Annotated in this window: 14 protein-coding genes; 11 read left to right on the forward strand and 3 right to left on the reverse strand. The window is 67.3% G+C overall.

All coding sequences use genetic code 11. The annotated features are described in order from the left end of the window. The first annotated feature begins 295 nt into the window (after window positions 1-295). The 3 genes from xdhC (at window position 296) to AC1DYI_RS10795 (ending at window position 2,836) form a co-directional block, all read left to right on the forward strand. On the forward strand, window positions 296-1,093 hold the full coding sequence (xdhC, locus tag AC1DYI_RS10785) for a xanthine dehydrogenase accessory protein XdhC (protein ID WP_477204104.1): 798 nt from the start codon (window positions 296-298) through the stop codon (window positions 1,091-1,093). A 289-nt stretch (window positions 1,094-1,382) separates the two neighbouring features. Beyond that, the gene (locus tag AC1DYI_RS10790) at window positions 1,383-2,159 is read left to right on the forward strand and encodes a sulfite exporter TauE/SafE family protein (RefSeq protein ID WP_477204105.1); all 777 of its coding nucleotides are present in this window, start codon (window positions 1,383-1,385) and stop codon (window positions 2,157-2,159) included. A 92-nt stretch (window positions 2,160-2,251) separates the two neighbouring features. After that, window positions 2,252-2,836 carry a hemerythrin domain-containing protein gene (locus tag AC1DYI_RS10795; protein ID WP_477204106.1) on the forward strand — a complete coding sequence of 195 codons (585 nt, stop codon included), beginning with the start codon at window positions 2,252-2,254 and terminating at the stop codon, window positions 2,834-2,836. A gap of 12 nt (window positions 2,837-2,848) precedes the next feature. Here AC1DYI_RS10795 and AC1DYI_RS10800 read toward each other — a convergent pair whose 3' ends face one another. The 3 genes from AC1DYI_RS10800 to AC1DYI_RS10810 form a co-directional block, all read right to left on the reverse strand. Beyond that, entirely contained in the window at window positions 2,849-4,288 is a 1,440-nt protein-coding gene (locus tag AC1DYI_RS10800) for an aldehyde dehydrogenase family protein (protein WP_477204107.1), read from the reverse strand. Between the two features lie 97 nt (window positions 4,289-4,385). After that, window positions 4,386-5,297 carry a 5-dehydro-4-deoxyglucarate dehydratase gene (gene kdgD / locus AC1DYI_RS10805; RefSeq protein ID WP_477204108.1) on the reverse strand — a complete coding sequence of 304 codons (912 nt, stop codon included), beginning with the start codon at window positions 5,295-5,297 and terminating at the stop codon, window positions 4,386-4,388. A gap of 178 nt (window positions 5,298-5,475) precedes the next feature. Further along, window positions 5,476-6,219 carry a FadR/GntR family transcriptional regulator gene (locus AC1DYI_RS10810; protein ID WP_477204109.1) on the reverse strand — a complete coding sequence of 248 codons (744 nt, stop codon included), beginning with the start codon at window positions 6,217-6,219 and terminating at the stop codon, window positions 5,476-5,478. A gap of 123 nt (window positions 6,220-6,342) precedes the next feature. Here AC1DYI_RS10810 and AC1DYI_RS10815 point away from each other — a divergent pair, with 123 nt between their 5' ends. The 8 genes from AC1DYI_RS10815 to AC1DYI_RS10850 all read left to right on the forward strand — a co-directional run. Then, window positions 6,343-7,161, forward strand: coding sequence for an NAD-dependent epimerase/dehydratase family protein (locus AC1DYI_RS10815; protein WP_477204110.1), 819 nt, complete (start codon window positions 6,343-6,345; stop codon window positions 7,159-7,161). Window positions 7,162-7,173: 12 nt separating this feature from the next. Continuing rightward, window positions 7,174-8,037, forward strand: a complete 864-nt coding sequence (locus AC1DYI_RS10820) for an SMP-30/gluconolactonase/LRE family protein (protein ID WP_477204111.1) — start codon at window positions 7,174-7,176, stop codon at window positions 8,035-8,037. A gap of 36 nt (window positions 8,038-8,073) precedes the next feature. After that, entirely contained in the window at window positions 8,074-9,051 is a 978-nt protein-coding gene (locus AC1DYI_RS10825; protein WP_477204112.1) for a TRAP transporter substrate-binding protein, read from the forward strand. A gap of 157 nt (window positions 9,052-9,208) precedes the next feature. Next, on the forward strand, window positions 9,209-9,655 hold the full coding sequence (locus AC1DYI_RS10830; RefSeq protein WP_477204117.1) for a TRAP transporter small permease: 447 nt from the start codon (window positions 9,209-9,211) through the stop codon (window positions 9,653-9,655). 40 nt (window positions 9,656-9,695) lie between these two features. Then, on the forward strand, window positions 9,696-10,991 hold the full coding sequence (locus AC1DYI_RS10835; protein WP_477204113.1) for a TRAP transporter large permease: 1,296 nt from the start codon (window positions 9,696-9,698) through the stop codon (window positions 10,989-10,991). 101 nt (window positions 10,992-11,092) lie between these two features. Continuing rightward, on the forward strand, window positions 11,093-14,056 hold the full coding sequence (locus AC1DYI_RS10840; RefSeq protein WP_477204114.1) for a PAS domain-containing protein: 2,964 nt from the start codon (window positions 11,093-11,095) through the stop codon (window positions 14,054-14,056). Window positions 14,057-14,118: 62 nt separating this feature from the next. Beyond that, window positions 14,119-16,779 (forward strand): PAS domain-containing protein, encoded by a 2,661-nt coding sequence (locus tag AC1DYI_RS10845; protein WP_477204115.1) that lies wholly within the window; start codon window positions 14,119-14,121, stop codon window positions 16,777-16,779. Between the two features lie 60 nt (window positions 16,780-16,839). After that, a partial coding sequence (locus tag AC1DYI_RS10850) for a hypothetical protein (protein ID WP_477204116.1) occupies window positions 16,840-17,599 on the forward strand: 760 nt, incomplete at its 3' end.

Raw genomic sequence — 17,599 nt, forward strand, 5'->3', positions numbered from 1 at the left:
GTGGTGGCGACCGCGAATGGGGCCTGCGCCCGGAGGCACCACCACCACCCTGCAAGCACCGCCCGTGACATGGCACGCGCAGGCAAGACACCACCGTTCCATGGTGGGTGGCTTGGGGGTGCGGGCGCAGGCCCCATTCGCGGTCGCGCCAACGTTCGCACGCGCCAACGATGCTGACCGAGAGACGTCGGCAGGCCGCACACATTTCCCCGCGAGCGTGGGCCGAAGAACGCATCCCCGGGCCACCCACCACGCGCGACGCGTTGCAGGTGGAAAGAAACGCCGGAGATTCTGAGTGCGAGACCCGGACCACAACACCGCAGCACAGTGGCTGGCGACAAGACACCCCGCCATGCTGGTCGAAGTCATCGAAGCCCGCGGCTCCGTGCCTCGTGAAGCCGGCACGCGCATGCTGGTCAGAACCGACGAGGTGGCCGGCACCATCGGCGGCGGCCACCTCGAATGGCAGGCGATTGCAAAGGCTCGCGAGCGGCTGGCCGCCCATGACATCACCCCGCTGGACTGGCCCGTCGCCCTCGGCCCATCGCTCGGCCAATGCTGCGGCGGTGCGCTGACGCTGCGGCTGTCACCACTGACCGAATCAACCCTCGCGACCTGGCCAGCACCGCAGCCGCTGTTCCGTCTGCATCTGTTCGGCGCCGGCCATGTGGGACGAGCGCTGGTCCAGGTGCTGGCAGGCGTGCCCTGCGAGATCGTTTGGGTCGACGAACGGGAGAGCGAATTCCCCGCCGAGCCATCAGCCGAGCATGTGCAGCGCGTCTGCGTCGAGCCCGTCGAGGCCGAGGTGCCGAACGGCCGACCGGGCGACTTCTACCTGGTACTGACCCACAGCCATGCGCTGGACCTGGCGATCACCGAGGCGATCCTGCAGCGAGGCGACTTCGGCTGGTTCGGACTGATCGGCTCGGCCACCAAGCGGGCCCGCTTCGAGCATCGCTTGCGCGACCGAGGCATCGCCGAAGAGGTGCTCTCACGCATGGTCTGCCCGATTGGCCTGCCCGATATCGAGGGCAAGCAGCCTGGGGTCATCGCGGTGTCCGTAGCCGCCCAACTCCTCAGGATTTACCCTTAGTCAAACTGGGGATGCCGGCCGCACGAACGGTCAGGCCGCGTCATGCGATTTTCGAGCTTGGAACGGCCCTTTTAGCAGGAGAACAAGCATGGTCTGAGCTCATGCGGAAGGCTTCTGAGCTTTTCAGCTTGACTCGATCAACGTGCCAAGTTATGCCGAGGCCATGTATCGATAGCCGGTTTCCTCATAACCCGACGCTCACAATGCCGCCACGCAAAGGGCAGCGCAACGGCGACCGGTCCCGGTTTGCGCATTCATCGGGACGGGAGCAGTCGTGGAAATTGATGGCATGAGGGCCGTGGCCGGCCTGCTGGTCGGCACCATCGTCGGGATCACCGGCGTGGGTGGCGGGGCGCTGATGACGCCCTTGCTGGTGTTGATGTTCGGCATCGCGCCGCAAACCGCCGTCGGCACCGACCTGCTGTATGCGTCGATCACCAAGATGTTTGGCGTCGCGGTACACCAGAACCACGGCACCGTGGACTGGGGCATTGTCGGCCGCCTGGCGATGGGCAGCTTGCCCGCCGCGGCCGCCACGCTGGCCTGGATGCACTACAGCGACGCACACCAGGTCAAGAGCGGTTTCATCATCAGCGCGGTCGCGATCGCCCTGCTGATCACGGCTGYCGGCATGCTGGCCAAAGATTATCTGCACCGCGTCGGCCGCAGCCTGCGCGTGACCGACGCCAGCTACTTCAAGCACGTCCAGCCGGTGGCCACCGTGATCGCTGGCGTGGTGCTGGGTGTATTGGTCACGCTGACCTCGATCGGCGCCGGCGCGCTGGGCACCGTGATGCTGGTCTACCTGTACCCGATGCGGCTGAACGCGAGCAAGCTGGTCGGCACCGACCTGGCCCACGCCATCCCGTTGGCACTGATCGCCGGCCTGGGCCATCTGTCGCTCGGCCACACCGACTACAGCCTGCTGCTGAACCTGCTGATGGGCTCGATCCCGGGCGTGCTGATCGGCTCGTACATCAGCACCCGCGCCCCGCTGACCTTCATCCGCTACGCGATCGCCGGTGTTCTGGGCCTGGTGTCGCTGAAGATGTTCGGCCTGTTCTGACCTGACGGCTTCGAGGCGATAAGCCTGCCGGCGCAAGGCCCTTCCCCGGGACGCGCCGGCAGGCTTTTTCATTGGGGGCCGAGAATGCCGGGATGGCATCGCCCCTGCCCCTTCCGACCAGTGCACATGCAACCCGCAGCGGCGCACTGCACGCAGCGCCTTCCGCCGGACTGGACGAACCCTTCGAGCTACTGGCCGCCTGCCACGAGCGGGTGAAACGCTCGCTGGCGTTGCTGCTCAAACTCATCGCGCACGCCGAACAGCACGGGCCTGATGCCCAAGCCGCCGATGCTGCGCGCGACGTGCTGCGCTACTTCAACCTCGCCGCGCCGCTGCACCACGAAGACGAGGAAAGGCATCTCCTGCCGTTGCTCTACGCCAGCGAACGGGCCGAACTGGTCGAAGCAGCCGAGCAGATGTCCGCAGACCATCTGACCTTCCGCGCGCTGTGGGCGGAGCTGGCCATCGGTCTGCAAACCTTGGCCGACGGGCAGTTGCCTGACGACTTGCCCCGTTTGCGCCGCGAAGCTGAGAGCTTCGCTACGCTGCACGACAGCCATCTCGCCTTGGAAGACAAGCTGGTGTTTCCGGCCGCCGCGTCACTGGCCGGGCCCGCTACGCGGCAAGCCATGTCCGAGGACATGGCTGCACGCCGCGGCGTGAATCTGCCGCGTTAGGCCTTCGGCCGCTCAGGCCAGCGTGTAGGCCGTCTTCACCGTGGTGTAGAACTCGGCCGCATAGCGACCCTGCTCGCGCGGCCCGTAGCTCGAGCCTTTGCGGCCCCCGAACGGCACGTGGTAGTCGACACCCGCTGTCGGCAGGTTGACCATCACCATGCCGGCCTGCGCGTGGCGCTTGAAGTGCGTCGCGTACTTCAACGAGGTGGTCGCGATGCCGGCCGACAGGCCAAAGGCCGTGTCGTTGGCGAAGGCCAGCGCCTCTTCGTAATTCTTCGCGCGCAGCACACTGGCCACCGGGCCGAAGATTTCTTCGCGGTTGATGCGCATCGAGGCCGTGGTCTCGGTGAACAGCGCGGGCATCAGGTAGTGGCCGGGTGCGCCGTCGGCGTTGGTGGCCATGGCCTGGCCGCCAGCAGCGAGCTTGGCACCTTCGGCCTGACCGATCGCGATGTACTCCAGGTCTTGCGCCAGTTGGCTGTCATCGACCACCGGGCCGATGTCGGTGCCTTGCGCCCGCGCATCGCCGATCTTCAGCGCGGCCATCCGGTCGACCATCGCAGCGACGAAACGGTCGTGAATGCCTTCGGTGACGATGATGCGCGACGAGGCCGTGCAGCGCTGACCGGTAGAGAAGAAGCCGGAGTTGATCGCCGCACCGACCGCAACGCCCAGGTCGGCGTCGTCGAGCACGACGAACGGGTTCTTGCCACCCATCTCGAGTTGCACCTTGGCGCCACGGGCGACGGCCGCAGCTGCCACGCGCTTGCCGGTGGCGACTGAGCCGGTGAAGCTGATGCCGGCGACGCGATCGTCTTCGAGCAGCACCGCGCCCACGTCCGAGCCGCGGCCCATCACCAGGTTGAACACGCCCGGCGGGATGCCAGCACGCGACAGGATGTCGGCCAGTGCCCAGGCCGAACCCGGCACCAGCTCGGCCGGCTTGAAGACGACGCAGTTGCCGTAGGCCAGTGCCGGCGCGATCTTCCATGCAGGGATCGCGATCGGGAAGTTCCACGGCGTGATGATGCCGATCACGCCCAACGGTTCACGCGTGACCTCGACGCCGACGCCCGGCCGCACCGAGGGCACGACCTCGCCACCGGTGCGCAGTGCTTCACCGGCAAAGAACTTGAAGATGTTGCCGGCGCGGACGACCTCGCCCACGGCTTCGGGCAGTGTCTTGCCTTCTTCGCGCGCCAGCAGGTCACCCAGCTCGGCTTTGCGGGCCAGGATCTCGCTGCCCGCAGCATCCAGCGCGTCGAAGCGCTGCTGCGGCGTCGACAGGCTCCAGGCCGGGAACGCAGCATGCGCGGCAGCCACCGCTTCGAGCGCCTGCTCGCGGCCGGCGACCGTGTAGTCGCCCACCACGTCACGCGTGTCCGATGGGTTGATGTTGCGGTAGCTGCGCGGGCCTTCGGTCCAGGCGCCGCCGATCAGGTTCAGCTTCATGGGATCTCCTCTTTGGAATGGGAAGCGCCCGCGCGCAAAGGCGGCGGGCGGCATGGGCTGGATTGTGCGGCGACAGCGAGGGGCGCCGAACGGACGGCTACTGCGGACCGAGCCTGGCGATCAGTTTGGCGAGTGTGCCGACCTCGGCGGCCTTCAGGTCTGACAGCGGCGGACGTACCGGGCCGGCCGAGTGGCCGACGATCGTGGCGCCGGCCTTCACGATGGAAACCGCATAACCCTCGCCCTGATTGCGCAGCGCGATGTACGGCAGGAAGAAGTCGCGGATCAAGCGGTCGCAGGTCGCGCTGTCGCCGGCCGCGTGCGCGTTGTAGAAGTCCATCGCCGTCTTCGGGATGAAGTTGAAGACCGCGGACGAGTACACCGGGCAGCCCATCGCCTTGTAGGCACTGGCGAAGACCTCGGCCGTCGGCAGGCCACCCAGGTAGGCGAAGCGTTCGCCCAGCGTCTGGCGAATGGCCACAAACTTTTCGATGTCGCCCACACCGTCCTTGAAGCCGATCAGGTTCGGGCAGCGCTCGGCCAGGGCTAGCAGGCTCGCCGGCGTCAACTTGCAGGCGCCGCGGTTGTAGACGACGACGCCGAACTTCACGCTCTTGCAGACCGCCTCGACATGCGCAACCAGCCCTTCCTGGCTGGCCTCGGTCAAGTAGTGCGGCAGCAGCAGAATGCCCTGCGCACCGAGTCGCTCGGCCTCTTGCGCGTACTTGATCGCCAGCGTGGTGCCGCCACCCGCGCCGGCGATGATCGGCGTGCGGCCGCGGCAGGTGTCCAGCGCGACCTGGACCACCTCGGCATATTCCTGCGGCTCGAGCGAAAAGAACTCGCCGGTGCCGCCGGCAGCGAACAGCGCCGACGCACCGTAGGGCTGCAGCCATTCCAGCCGCTCGGCGTAAGCGCGCGGTGCGAAGCGCAGCTGGGCATCGAAGTCGGTCAGCGGAAACGACAACAGGCCCGCTTGCAGCACGCGCTTGAGCTCTTGGGGTGACATCGAAGGGTCTCCGGTGAGGTGATGACAGCGTCGAAAAGCCGAATAAGTTGTATGTCATCGTACAACTTGAATCAAGCTTCTGTCTACGTGAGACCGCGTAGGTGACGGCAGAACGCGCCCTTCGCCTGGAGCAAAACGCAGCGAGCAGTCGTGCGAGGCCGAGCCGCGCCCTCAGCCCTCAGCCGCCTTCGGCCTGCTGTGCCCGGCGCCGGCGTTCGCGGCTGTTCGCCAGGTGCGTGCGCATCGCCGCGCGGGCTGCGTCGGCATCGCCGGCGTTGATCGCGTCGAAGATGCTTTCGTGCTCGCCGTTGACGCGGCGCAGGTACTGCAGCCGCTCGTCGCTCATCGGCTCATTCAGCCCTTCGGCCTGGGCCAGCCGCGCGCGCGGAATGATCGAGCTGCCGAGCGTGGCCATCATGTCGGCGAAGTGGCTGTTCTGCGTCGCCCGGGCGATTTCGAGGTGGAACTGGAAGTCGGCGCTCACCGCGTCGCGGCCTTCGTCCATCGCCTGCGCCACGGCGTCCAGCGCATGGCGCATCACGGCCAGGTTGGCTGGCGTGCGGCGCTGCGCCGCGAGCGCAGCGGCCTCGGTCTCGACACCGATGCGCAACTCGAGCACCGCGATCACGTCGCGCAAAGTGCTGTACTGCTCGGGCCCGAGCTTGAAGCCCGGTGCGTCGCCCAGGCCGATCACGAAGGTGCCGATGCCGTGCCGCGTCTCGACCTGGCCCGAAGCCTGCAGCTTCGAGATCGCTTCGCGCACCACCGTCCGGCTGACCTCGAATTCGCCCATGATCGCGGCCTCGGTCGGCAGCTTGTCGCCGGGCATCAGGCGGCCATCGCGGATGCGGTCGCCCAAGGCCTCGACCAGCTCGAGGGCCAGCGTGCGGGGCTTGCGGCGGGTGGGCGGGTTCAGGCTCATCGTGCTCGGTGTTATCCCTATCGGGCGTGTCGTGTCGGGGCCGTACAGTCGACTCAAGTTGTACGACAACTGATGACAGACCACAAGACTGGTTGTCACTGTAGCGAAGGTTTTGCTGCTCCCATGCCCGCCCACCCCACCCCGATCCGCTTCGGCCGCCTGCTGTTGACCGGCGCCGCTGGCGGGCTCGGCCGCACGCTGCGGCCACGCCTGGCTGCCTATTGCCAGCGGCTGCGGCTGTCGGACGTCGAGCCGCTCGGCGAAGCCGCTGAGCACGAAGAACTGCAGCTGGCGAAGCTGGAAGACGCCGCCGCCGTGCATGCGTTGCTCGAAGGCGTCGACGCTGTCGTGCACCTGGGCGGCGTGTCGACCGAGCAGCCGTGGGCGCCGATCTTGCGCGCCAACATCGAAGGTGCTTTCCATCTCTACGAAGCCGCGCGCAAGCACGGCGTCAAACGCATCGTCTTCGCCAGCTCGAACCACGTGACCGGCTTCTACCGCCAAGACGAGGTGATCTCGCCGCAAGACCCTGTGCGGCCCGACGGGCTGTACGGCCTGTCCAAAGCCTTCGGCGAAAACCTGGCCCGGCTGTACTTCGACAGGCACGGCATCGAGACGGTCTGCCTGCGCATCGGCTCGTCTTTCGCAGAGCCGAAGAACCGCCGCATGCTGGCCACCTGGCTCAGCTTCGATGACCTGGAGCGCCTGGTGGTCGCGAGCCTGACCGCGCCGGTGGTGGGCTACTCGGTCATCTACGGCCTGAGTGACAACACGACCAGCTGGTGGGACAACACCGGCGCCCGGCACATCGGCTACCGCCCGCAAGACAGCTCGGAGCCCTTCCGCGCCGCACTCGAAGCCGCCGAGCCGACGCTCCACGGCAGCGACCCGGCCAACCTCTACCAGGGCGGCGCCTTCGTGCGCACCGGCCCGTTCGACTGAAGGCGGCGACACATGGACCGGCTGGTGCCCGACCACCAGGACAGCGTCGGCGAAAGCCCGCTGTGGCATGCCGGCGAGGCGGCCTGGTACTGGGTCGACATCGAGGGCTGCGCGCTGCGGCGCTGGCGCGACGGACTGCTGCAGAGCTGGCAGTTGCCCGAGCGCATTGGCTGCATTGCCATGCATGCCGACGGTGGCCTGGTCGCGGGGATGGAAACCACCCTCGTGCACCTGCGGCCGCACGACGATGGCGGCCTGGTGACGGCGCCGCTGGCCACTGTCGACCATGCGCTGCAAGGCATGCGCTTCAACGACGGCCGCTGCGACCGCGCCGGCCGCTTCTTCGCAGGCACGATGTTGCGCGACATGGCCGCCGCCGCGCCGGCCGGTGCGCTGTACCGGCTGGACCCGACCGGCCTGAGCGCACCGCTGGTCGACGGGCTGATCGTGCCGAACGGCCTGGCCTTCAGCCCCGACAACCGCACGATGTACCTGAGCGACAGCCACCCGCGTTCGCGCTTCGTCTGGGCCTTCGACCTGAACGACAGCGGTCGGCCACTGAACCGCCGCCTGTTCGTCGACATGAACCAGCACCCGGGCCGGCCCGACGGCGCCGCGATCGACGTCGACGGCGGCTACTGGGTCTGCGCCAACGACGCGGGCTTGGTGCATCGCTTCAGGCCCAACGGGCGGCTGGACCGCTCGATCGAAGTGCCCACGGCCAAGCCGTCGATGTGCAGCTTCGGCGGCGCGAATCTCGACGAGCTGCTGATCACCAGCATCCGGCCGGCGGGCGACTCGAGCGCCAGCGCCGGCGCGGTCTTCATCACCCGCCCCGGCACCCAAGGCCTGCCCGAAACGCCGTGGCGGCCCTGACCGTTTTGCACCACACCATCAGACGCGGAGACAACCATGCCCCACCCCTCTCGCTTTTTCGCCGCCTCGCTGCTGGCTTCGTTGATCGCGTGGGCATTGCCGGCCCAGGCCACCGAATTCCGCTCGTCCGACATCCACCCCGACGACTACCCGACCGTGATGGCGGTGCGCCACATGGGCGAGAGCCTGGCCAAGGCGACCAACGGCAAGCACTCGATCAAGGTCTATTCGAAGTCAGCGCTCGGCGCCGAGAAAGACACGATCGAGCAGACCAAGCTCGGCGCGATCGCGATGACGCGCGTCAACGTCGCGCCGATGAACAACATCTGCCCGGCGACGATGGTGCCGACGATGCCGTTCCTGTTCCGCTCGACCGATCACATGCGCAAGGTGCTGGACGGTGCGATCGGCGACGAGATCCTGAAGGACTGCGAGGCCCAGGGCTTCATCGGCCTGGCCTTCTACGACTCCGGCTCACGCTCGATCTACACCGTCAAGAAGCCGGTCAAGACACTGGCCGATGCGAAGGGCCTGAAGATCCGTGTGCAGCAAAGCGACCTGTGGGTGTCGCTGATCGAAGCGATGGGCGCCAACGCCACGCCGATGCCGTTCGGCGAGGTCTACACCGCGCTGAAGACCGGCCTGGTCGACGCGGCCGAGAACAACTACCCGAGCTACGAAAGCTCACGCCACTTCGAGGTCGCCAAGTTCTACAACAAGACCGAGCACTCGATGGCGCCCGAGATCCTGCTGTTCTCGAAGAAGGTCTGGGACACGCTGCCGCCCGACGAGCAAAAGGCCATTCGCGCGGCGGCGAAAGAATCAGTCGGCTACATGCGCAAGCTGTGGGACGAGCGCGAGGAGAAGTCGCTCGCCACCGTCAAGGCCGGCGGCGCGCAGATCGTCGACGTCGACAAGGCCAGCTTCCAGGCCGCAATGAAGCCGGTCTACGACAAGTTCCTGAAAGACCCGCACCTGCAGGACCTGGTCAAGCGCATCCAGGCGGTTCAATGAGCCCCGCCCGGCCGCCCGTAGGGGCTCCCTCCCTCTCGGAGGGCCGGGCCGCAGGCCCGTGGGTGTACCAATGATCGATACTGCTTTGCCCGATCTGATCATCCCGCCGCGCGCTCCGGCCTACAGCCGGTTGTGCGCCGCCATCGCGCGGGTCTGCATGCGCATCGGCATCGGCGGGCTGGTGCTACTGGTGATCGCGGTGCTGTACCAGGTGGTCGGACGCTATGTTTTCAACGACACGCCCACCTGGGCCGAGAGTGGTGCCGTGCTGCTGGTGCTGTACGTGACGATGCTGGGCATGGCGGTCGGCGTGCGCGAAGCCAGCCACATCGGACTCGAATCGTTCCTGGTGCTGGCCCCTGCCAAGCTGCGCCATGTCATGGAGTACCTGATCCACGCCTTGGTCGGCATCTTCGGCCTGGTGATGGCGTGGCAGTGTGCGCTGTTGGCCGAATCGGTGGCCGGCTACAACATCCCGACGCTGGGCATCTCCGAAGCCTTCAAGTACGCGCCGCCGGCATTGGCCGGCGTGCTGGTGGCGATGTTCTCGCTCGAACACATCCTGGCGCTGGCGCGCGGCACCGAGGTGGAGTCGGCATGGTGATGCGACACCTCGATCAACGCACCCCAACGGACGATTCCCGATGGCTCTGAGTATCTTGTGCATCAGCTTCACGCTGCTGCTGTTGATGGGCGTGCCGGTCGCGTTCTCGATCGGCCTGTCGTCGCTGGCCACGCTGCTGTACGAAGGGCTGCCGATGGCGGTCGGCTTCCAGCAAATGATTTCGGGCATGAACCCGTTCTCGTTCCTGGCGATCCCGTTTTTCATCTTCGCCGGCGAGATCATGATGTACGGTGGCATCGCCGACCGCATCGTCGCGTTCGCGAAGAGCCTGGCCGGTCATGTGCGTGGCGGCTTAGGGATGAGCAACGTGCTGGCCTGCACACTGTTCGGCGGTGTCTMGGGCTCACCGGTGGCCGATGTGTCGGCGATGGGCGCGGTGCTGATCCCGCAGATGAAGAAAGAGGGCTATCACGCCGACTACGCGGTCAACGTGACGACCCACGCGTCGCTGGTCGGCGCGCTGATGCCGACTTCGCACAACCTGATCATCTTCACGCTCGCCGCCAGCGGCAAGGTCAGCATCGCGGCGCTGATCCTGGCCGGCATCGTGCCCGCCGTGGTGCTGACGATCTGCAACCTGATCGCGGCCTATGCGGTGGCGGTCAAGCGCGGCTACCCGGCAGGCACCTTCCCCGGCTGGGCCATCGTCGGCCGCTCGTTCGCGCAGGCGCTGCCGGGGCTGGCCGTCGTCGCGATCATCGTCGCGGGCATCCTGTCCGGTGCGTTCACGGCCACCGAGTCGGCTTCGGTCGCAGTGCTGTGGGCGCTGTTCCTCGCGGCACTCGTCTACAAGAAGCTGACGCGCGAGCAGTTCATGAAGGCTGCCGCCAAGGCAGTCAAGACCACCGGCACGGTGCTGCTGCTGATCGGCATCTCGTCGATGTTCGGCTACCTGATCGGGCTGTACAGCGTGGCTGAGCTGACCGGCAAGCTGCTGACCTCGATGAGCTCCGAGCCATGGGTCATCTTCCTGCTGGTCAACGTGATCCTGTTCCTGCTCGGCACCTTTCTGGACATGGCAGCAACGATCCTGATCTGCACGCCGATCTTCTTGCCGATCTGCCAGCAGTTCGGCATGAGCACCGAGCAGTTCGGCATCGTGATGCTGATCAACTGCGCGCTGGGGCTGAACACGCCGCCGGTGGGCACGACGCAATTCGTCGGCTGCGCGATCGGCGGCGTCTCGGTCGGCACGGTGATGAAAACGATCTGGCCGTTCTACGGCGGCCTGGTCGCCGCGCTGATGCTGGTCACCTACGTGCMGGCGTTCTCGCTGTGGCTGCCCAATCTGCTGCTGAAGGGCGGCACCCCTTGACGCGCTGAGACTTCTGACCGCCCGCTGCCTCGGCAGCCCGTGACGGGCGGCACGGGCTCGCCCGCTTGTCGCGCGAAACGGCCCCGTGCTGTAATTCCTCGATGGCTGCTGAGCACGGTGCCGTTGCCTTCTGGTTGGCTGTGGCGGTCGTCCTGGGGCTGCTGGCGCTGCTCTGGGGCTTGACGATGCGCCGCATCGTGGCGCGCCGCACCCGTGAGCTGGTCGACGAACGCCAGCGCCTGCAAACCCTCGTCAGCACATTGCCCGACCTGGTGTGGCTGAAAGACATGCAAGGCGTCTACCGCTTCTGCAACCCCGCGCTGGCCCGCCTGCTGGGCCRCAGCGAAGAAGACATCCTCGGCCACGTCGATGCGGACTTGACCACCCACGATCGGGCCGAGTCCTTCCGCCGCAACGACATGGCCGCGTTGAATGCCGATGCGCCGATCCGCATCGAGCAAAGCATGCCCAGCCCGGAAAACGAGGAGGGGCTGTACGAGGTCATCAAGACCCCGCTGCGTGACTCCACCGGCCGTGTGATCGGCGTGCTAGGCGTGGCGCGCGACATGAGCGTGCAGCGCGCGGCCGAGCGGCGGCTGATCCGCATCAACCGGCTGTACAAGGTGCTGACCGAGGTCAACAGCCTGATCGCCGCGCGGCCCAGTCGAAGCCAGCTGTTCCAGCAGGTCTGCCAGATCGTGGTCGACGACGGCGGCCTGCCCTTGGCCTGGATCGGCGAGCCCGACCCGGTGCGGCGCGTGCTGATTCCGTCGGCGCGCGCCGGGGATGCCTCGGCCTACACCGACCAGGCCACGCTGTCGATCGACGACAACGACCATGGCCGCGGGCCGGGCGGTCGAGCATTCCGCGAAGGCCGGCCGAGCGTCGCACGCGACTTCGGCCGCAACGACAGGATGGTGCCGTGGCGCGAGCTGGCGCAGCGCTTCGGGCTGGCCGCCGCGGGTGGCTTCCCGATCAAGGTCGGCGACGAAACCCGCGCCGCGCTGCTGGTCTACTCGCGCCAGCCCGACTTCTTCGACGACGAGCAGGTCGAGCTGCTGGCCCGGCTGGGCACCCAGATCGGCCTGGCCTGGGGCGCGGCCGAGGCCGAGGCGACGCGCGAACAGGCGATGCAGGCGCTGCGCCAGAGCGAGGCCCGCTTCTCGGTGCTGTTCCAGACCAGCCCGGTCGGCATGGCGTTGGGCCTGATGAGCGACCAGCGCTTTGCCGATGTCAATCGGGCCTGGGTCCAGATGTTCGGCTACTCGCGCGACGAGGTGCTGGGCCACAACGGCGTCGACCTGGGCCTGTGGTGCGATCTGGACGCGCGCACGACCGCGCTGGGCCAGCTGAAAGACCAAGGCCATGTCGAGGGCATCGAGTCGCGCTTTCGGCGCCAGGACGGAACGGTCCGCGACATGGCGTTCGCCGCGGTGCGGGTCAGGATCGGCACCGAGGACTGCATGCTGTGCAGCTTCGTCGACATCACACTGCAGCGCGAAGCCACCCGCCTGCTGGCGCAGCAGGCGCAGGACCTGGAGCAGGAGGTGTCGCGCCGCAGCGCCGAGCTCAACAGCATCTTCCAGGCCCTGCCGGACCTGTACTTCCGCATGGCCGCCGACGGCACCATCCTCGACCACCGCGCCAGCCGGCCGGAAGACCTGACCGTGCCGCCCGAGCAACTGCGCCACCGCCGCATGCCCGAGCTGCTACCGCCCGAGGCCGCTGCGCTGGTGTCGGACGCGCTGCAGCACGTGGCCGCCGGCGCCTTGATGCATTCGATCGAATATGCCCTGYCCTTCGAAGGTGGTGAGCGGTACTTCGAAGCGCGCTTCTTGCCGACGCGTGATGGCGAGGTGGTCGCTGTGGTGCGCAACATCTCTGAGCGCCGGGCGCTGGAGCAGGCGCGCGAAGCGGCCCGCATCGACGCCGAGCGCATCGCGCGTCAACGCAGCGAATTCCTCGCGACGATGAGCCACGAGATCCGCACGCCGCTGAACGGCATCCTCGGCTTTGCCCAGATCGGCTTCGACCAGACCGCCGGCCTGCCGGCGCAAGCTGGTTACGCCCGCATCCTCGAATCGGGCCGCCTGTTGCTGGGCGTGGTCAACGACGTGCTCGACTATTCGAAAATCGAGGCGCAGCGGCTGGACATCGAATCGATCCCGGTCGACCCGGCCGCCGCGACGGAAGGGGCAGTCGCGTTGGTGCGCAACAGCGCGCTGGCCAAGGGCCTGGTGCTGGACGTCGCCCGCAGCCCCGACCTGCCGGCCGCCTGCCTGACCGACCCATTGCGGCTGCAGCAGATCCTGGTCAACCTGCTGTCCAACGCGGTCAAGTTCACCAACCAAGGCAGCATCCGCGTCTGGGCCGGGCGCGATGGCGACATGCTGGTCTTTCGCGTCAGCGACACCGGCATCGGCATGAGCGATGACCAGGTCAACCAACTCTTCATCGCATTCCGCCAGGCCGACTCATCGACCACCCGGCGCTACGGCGGCACCGGCCTGGGGCTGGCGATCAGCCGCCGGCTGGCCGAGCTGATGGGCGGCCGGCTGGCGGCCCGCTCGGCGCCCGGCCGGGGCAGCGAATTCGAGCTGCAGCTGCCGCTGCGCGAGGCCCGCCTGCCCCCGGCATTGCTCTTGCCGAGCCCGATCGCCACGGCTGCGGCGGGATTGCCGCTGCAAGGCCTGCGTCTGCTGGTGGCCGAAGACAACCTCGTCAACCAGATGGTCATCGAACAACTGTTGACCCGGGCAGGCGCGCAAGTGCGGATGGCCGGCGATGGGGCCGAGGCAGTCGGACTGGTCAGCCACGCGCCGGCTGATTTCGACGTGGTGCTGATGGACGTTCAGATGCCGGTGATGGACGGGATCGAGGCGACACGCCGCATCGCCGAACTGGCGCCCGGCCTGCCGGTCGTTGGCCAGACGGCACACGCGATGCCGGAAGAGCGCGCACAGTGCCTGGCTTGTGGCATGGTGGCGCATGTGGCCAAGCCGATCGAGATCGACCGGCTGGTCGCCACGCTGCTGACCGTCGTCGGTGCCCAGCGGCCCGCCTGAAGCCGCGGCGGCGTCGGGGCGGGCGTGCGCTGCCCGTGCCAGGAGACACAAGGAGACCCGCATTGACCCATCCCGCGTGGACGGATCAACGACAACGCTTGCGCCAGCTGGGCCTGCGGCTGACGCTCATCGCCCTGCTGTGTGCACTGGCCGGCCTGGTCGGCACGACGGTGCTGCTGGCGAGCCAGACCGACGAGGTGATGGCCCACACGGCCCGGCGCGCCGACCTGGGCCTGCGCGCGCGCCAGCTGCAAGCCGCCCTGACCAGCCTGGGCGATGCAGAGACCGGCCAGCGCGGCTACCTCTTGACCAGCAAGCCCCGCTACCTGGTGCCCTACCTGGCCGCCACGCAACGCTTGCCCGAGTTGATGGACACGCTCGAGGGCATCGACCTGCCAGACCCGGCGCTTCATGCCCACCTGCGGCGCGCCCACGCGCTGGTCGGCCAGAAGCTGGCGGAAATGGCCGAGACCATTCGCCTGCACGACCAAGGCCGGCACGACGACGCGATCGCCGCGGTGCAAAGCGACGTCGGCCAGACCTACATGGAACAGGCCCAGCGCGAGTTCGATGGCGCACTCGACATCGTCAGCCGCGAACGCGACCGCCTGAACGCTGAAGCCGCCGAAGGCCTGGCCGGCAACCGGCGCCTGCTGGTGCTGATGGTCTCGCTGCTGGTCGTGCTGATCGCGCTGGCGGCTGCGCAGGCGATGGTGTTGCGCAGCGGCCGCCTGCATGCCGAGCAGGCGCTGCGCGACAGCGAAGAGCGCCACCGCGCAATCGTCGAAGAGCAGCACGAGCTGATTTCGCTGGCCAGTGCCGATGGCACGCTGCGCTACATCAACCCCGCCTACTCGCGCCATTTCGGCCGGACGCCTGTGCAACTGACCGGCGCCAGCCTGTACGACCTGATCGAGCCGACTGACCGCGATGCCGTGCGCCGGCTGGTCGACGACGTGATGCGCAACGGCACCACCCGCCACGGCGAAAACCGGATGGTGACGCCCGACGGCGGTGAGCGCTGGGTGGCCTGGACCAACCGGCGCCAGGTCGACGCCAACGGTGTCGCCACGCTGCATTCGGTCGGCCGCGACATCACCGAGCGCAAACAGCTGGAACAACGCCTGGCCGACAGCGAGCGCTTCATGCGCCAGATCGCCGACAGCCTGCCGGTGCGCATTGCCTACCTCGATCGCGAGAGTCGCTTCCGCTTCGTCAACCTCGCACACAGCCGGCGCTTCGGCAGGCCGATCGAGCAGATCATCGGCCACACCCGTGCCGAGCTGACCGGCGCCGAGGCCTACGGCGCAGTGCAGCCGCATGTCGAAGCGGTTCTTCGCGGCGAGCCGCAGCGCTTCGAGTTCGAGGAGATGGTCGACGGCGAGTGCCGGCGCATCGAGAGCCAGCTGATCCCGGACCGGGGGCCCGATGGCGAGGTGCGCGGCTTCTACAGCACCGGCTCGGACATCACCGAACGCGTGGCCATCGAACGCGAATTGCGCGACCTGACCGAGATCTTCGACAGCTCGACCGACTTCATCGTCCAGACCGATCGCCACGGCCAGGGAACCTACATCAACCCCGCTGCGCGGCGTGTGCTGGGCCTGCGTCCGGACGAGCCGGCCAGTGGCCACCATTTCAGCGAGTTCAACACGCCCGAGACCAACCAGCGCTACCTGGAAGAAATCAACCCGGCCGTCAAGGCGCAGGGCGTGTGGCTGGGCGAGACCACGGTGATCGCCGCAGGGCGCCGCGTGATGCCGATCAGCCACATGGTGATCGCGCACCACGACAGCAGTGGCCGCATCGCCCGCTACTCAGCGGTGATGCGCGACATCACGGCTGCGGAGGAAGCGCGCCGCGAGCTGGCGCTGCAATCGGCCACGCTGCAGTCGATCATCGAATCGATCCCGGCGATGGTCGCTGTCGTCGGCGCCGACGGCTGCTACCGCCTCGTCAACAGCGCGCAGGAGCGTTGGCTGGGCAGGCCACGCCAGCAGATCATCGGCCAGAAGGTCGAAGCCGTGCTCGGCGCCGACGAGCTGGCGCGCCGCCAGCCCTGGGTCGAGCGGGCCATGGCCGGCGAAACCGTCAGCTTCGAGCGCAGCTTCCTCGATCGCAGCCACGGCCGGCACCTGGGCATCAGCTACATCCCGCTGCGCGACGGCGAAGAGGTCAAGGGCTTTGTCGTTGTCTCGCAAGACATCACGTCGCACAAGGAAGAGGCAGTGCGACTGACCCGCCTGGCCGAACGCGACGCCTTGACCGGGCTGCTCAACCGGGCCGGCTTCGAGACCTACCTCGATCAGCGCGCCGAGGAAGGCGTGGCCGACACGCTGGCCCTGCTGTACATCGACCTCGACCACTTCAAGCCCGTCAACGACACCCATGGCCATGCCGTGGGCGACCAGCTGCTGCGCCTGTTCGCGCAGCGCATCCAGGGCCTGGTGCGGCCGTCAGACGCGGTGGCGCGCCTGGGCGGCGACGAGTTTGCGGTGGCGCTCAACGGTGTGCGTGAACAGGCCCACGCCGACCGCGTGGCCGACAAGATCCTGCACGCGGCACACGAGCCATTCGTGGTGGGCTCGTTGACACTGCGCATCGGTGCCAGCGTCGGCGTGGCCTTCAACGCCGACTACGACACCAGCTGGCAAAGCCTGGTCGAACACGCCGACTCGAAGCTGTACCAGGCCAAGGCCGCCGGGCGCGGCCGGCGCGGCTGAAGCTGCATGGCGGGCCGCTGGTCCGCAGCGGCTCTCCCGCAAAACGTTGAACCACTAGTCGTGCTTGATCGCGCCATCTGTGGCTCGTATGGCAGCATCCCCAACCCGTACCTTTTATCAATCAGGGAATATTCAATGAGTTTCAAATCGGAAAAGCTTTCGCGACTGTCGCGCTTCGCACCTGGGCTCTTGGTCGCGTCACTATTTGGCACGGGACAAACCTTCGCTTCGGACCCTTGGTACAACGAACCGGCCTACGTCAATCCAGGCACCGAGGGCCTGTCAGTCGGCTTGACCCCACTGCCCTACCACGAGACGGCGAGCAACAAGTTCCTGGGACAGTACGTCTGCGTCGACGCGCAGGATCGACCCATCCCCGCCGATCCCTACGAGTGCACGACCTCGCGTCGCAAGCTGAGGATCGGTGAAGACCTGCCCTACATCCGCTACTCCAAGACGGCGACCGGCAAGCTGGCCAGCGTCTCGGACAGCATTCCGCTCGCCTTTCAAGATCGCGTGCGCTACCTCAACACGCACCACTCCGGCTCAAGAGTCCACCTCCTTCGCAACTACATCGTCGGCGACGGATACGACGTGACCGATGACTACAACGGCTACGGCTTCATCTATGGCACGCGCGACGGCCAAACCACCGACGAAGACTTCATTTGGTGCGGCGAATTCGGCTCGCTGGGTGGCGGCTGGATGCTGTGGCCGGACAGCATCGGCTCAGGCGGCTCGGACATCTTCAAGATCAATGGCGACAACTACGGCAGCTGTTCTCCGACGAACCGGACATACACGGTCTGGGAGGCGCCGA

The sequence above is a fragment of the Ideonella sp. P3_A4 genome, assembly GCF_056403075.1.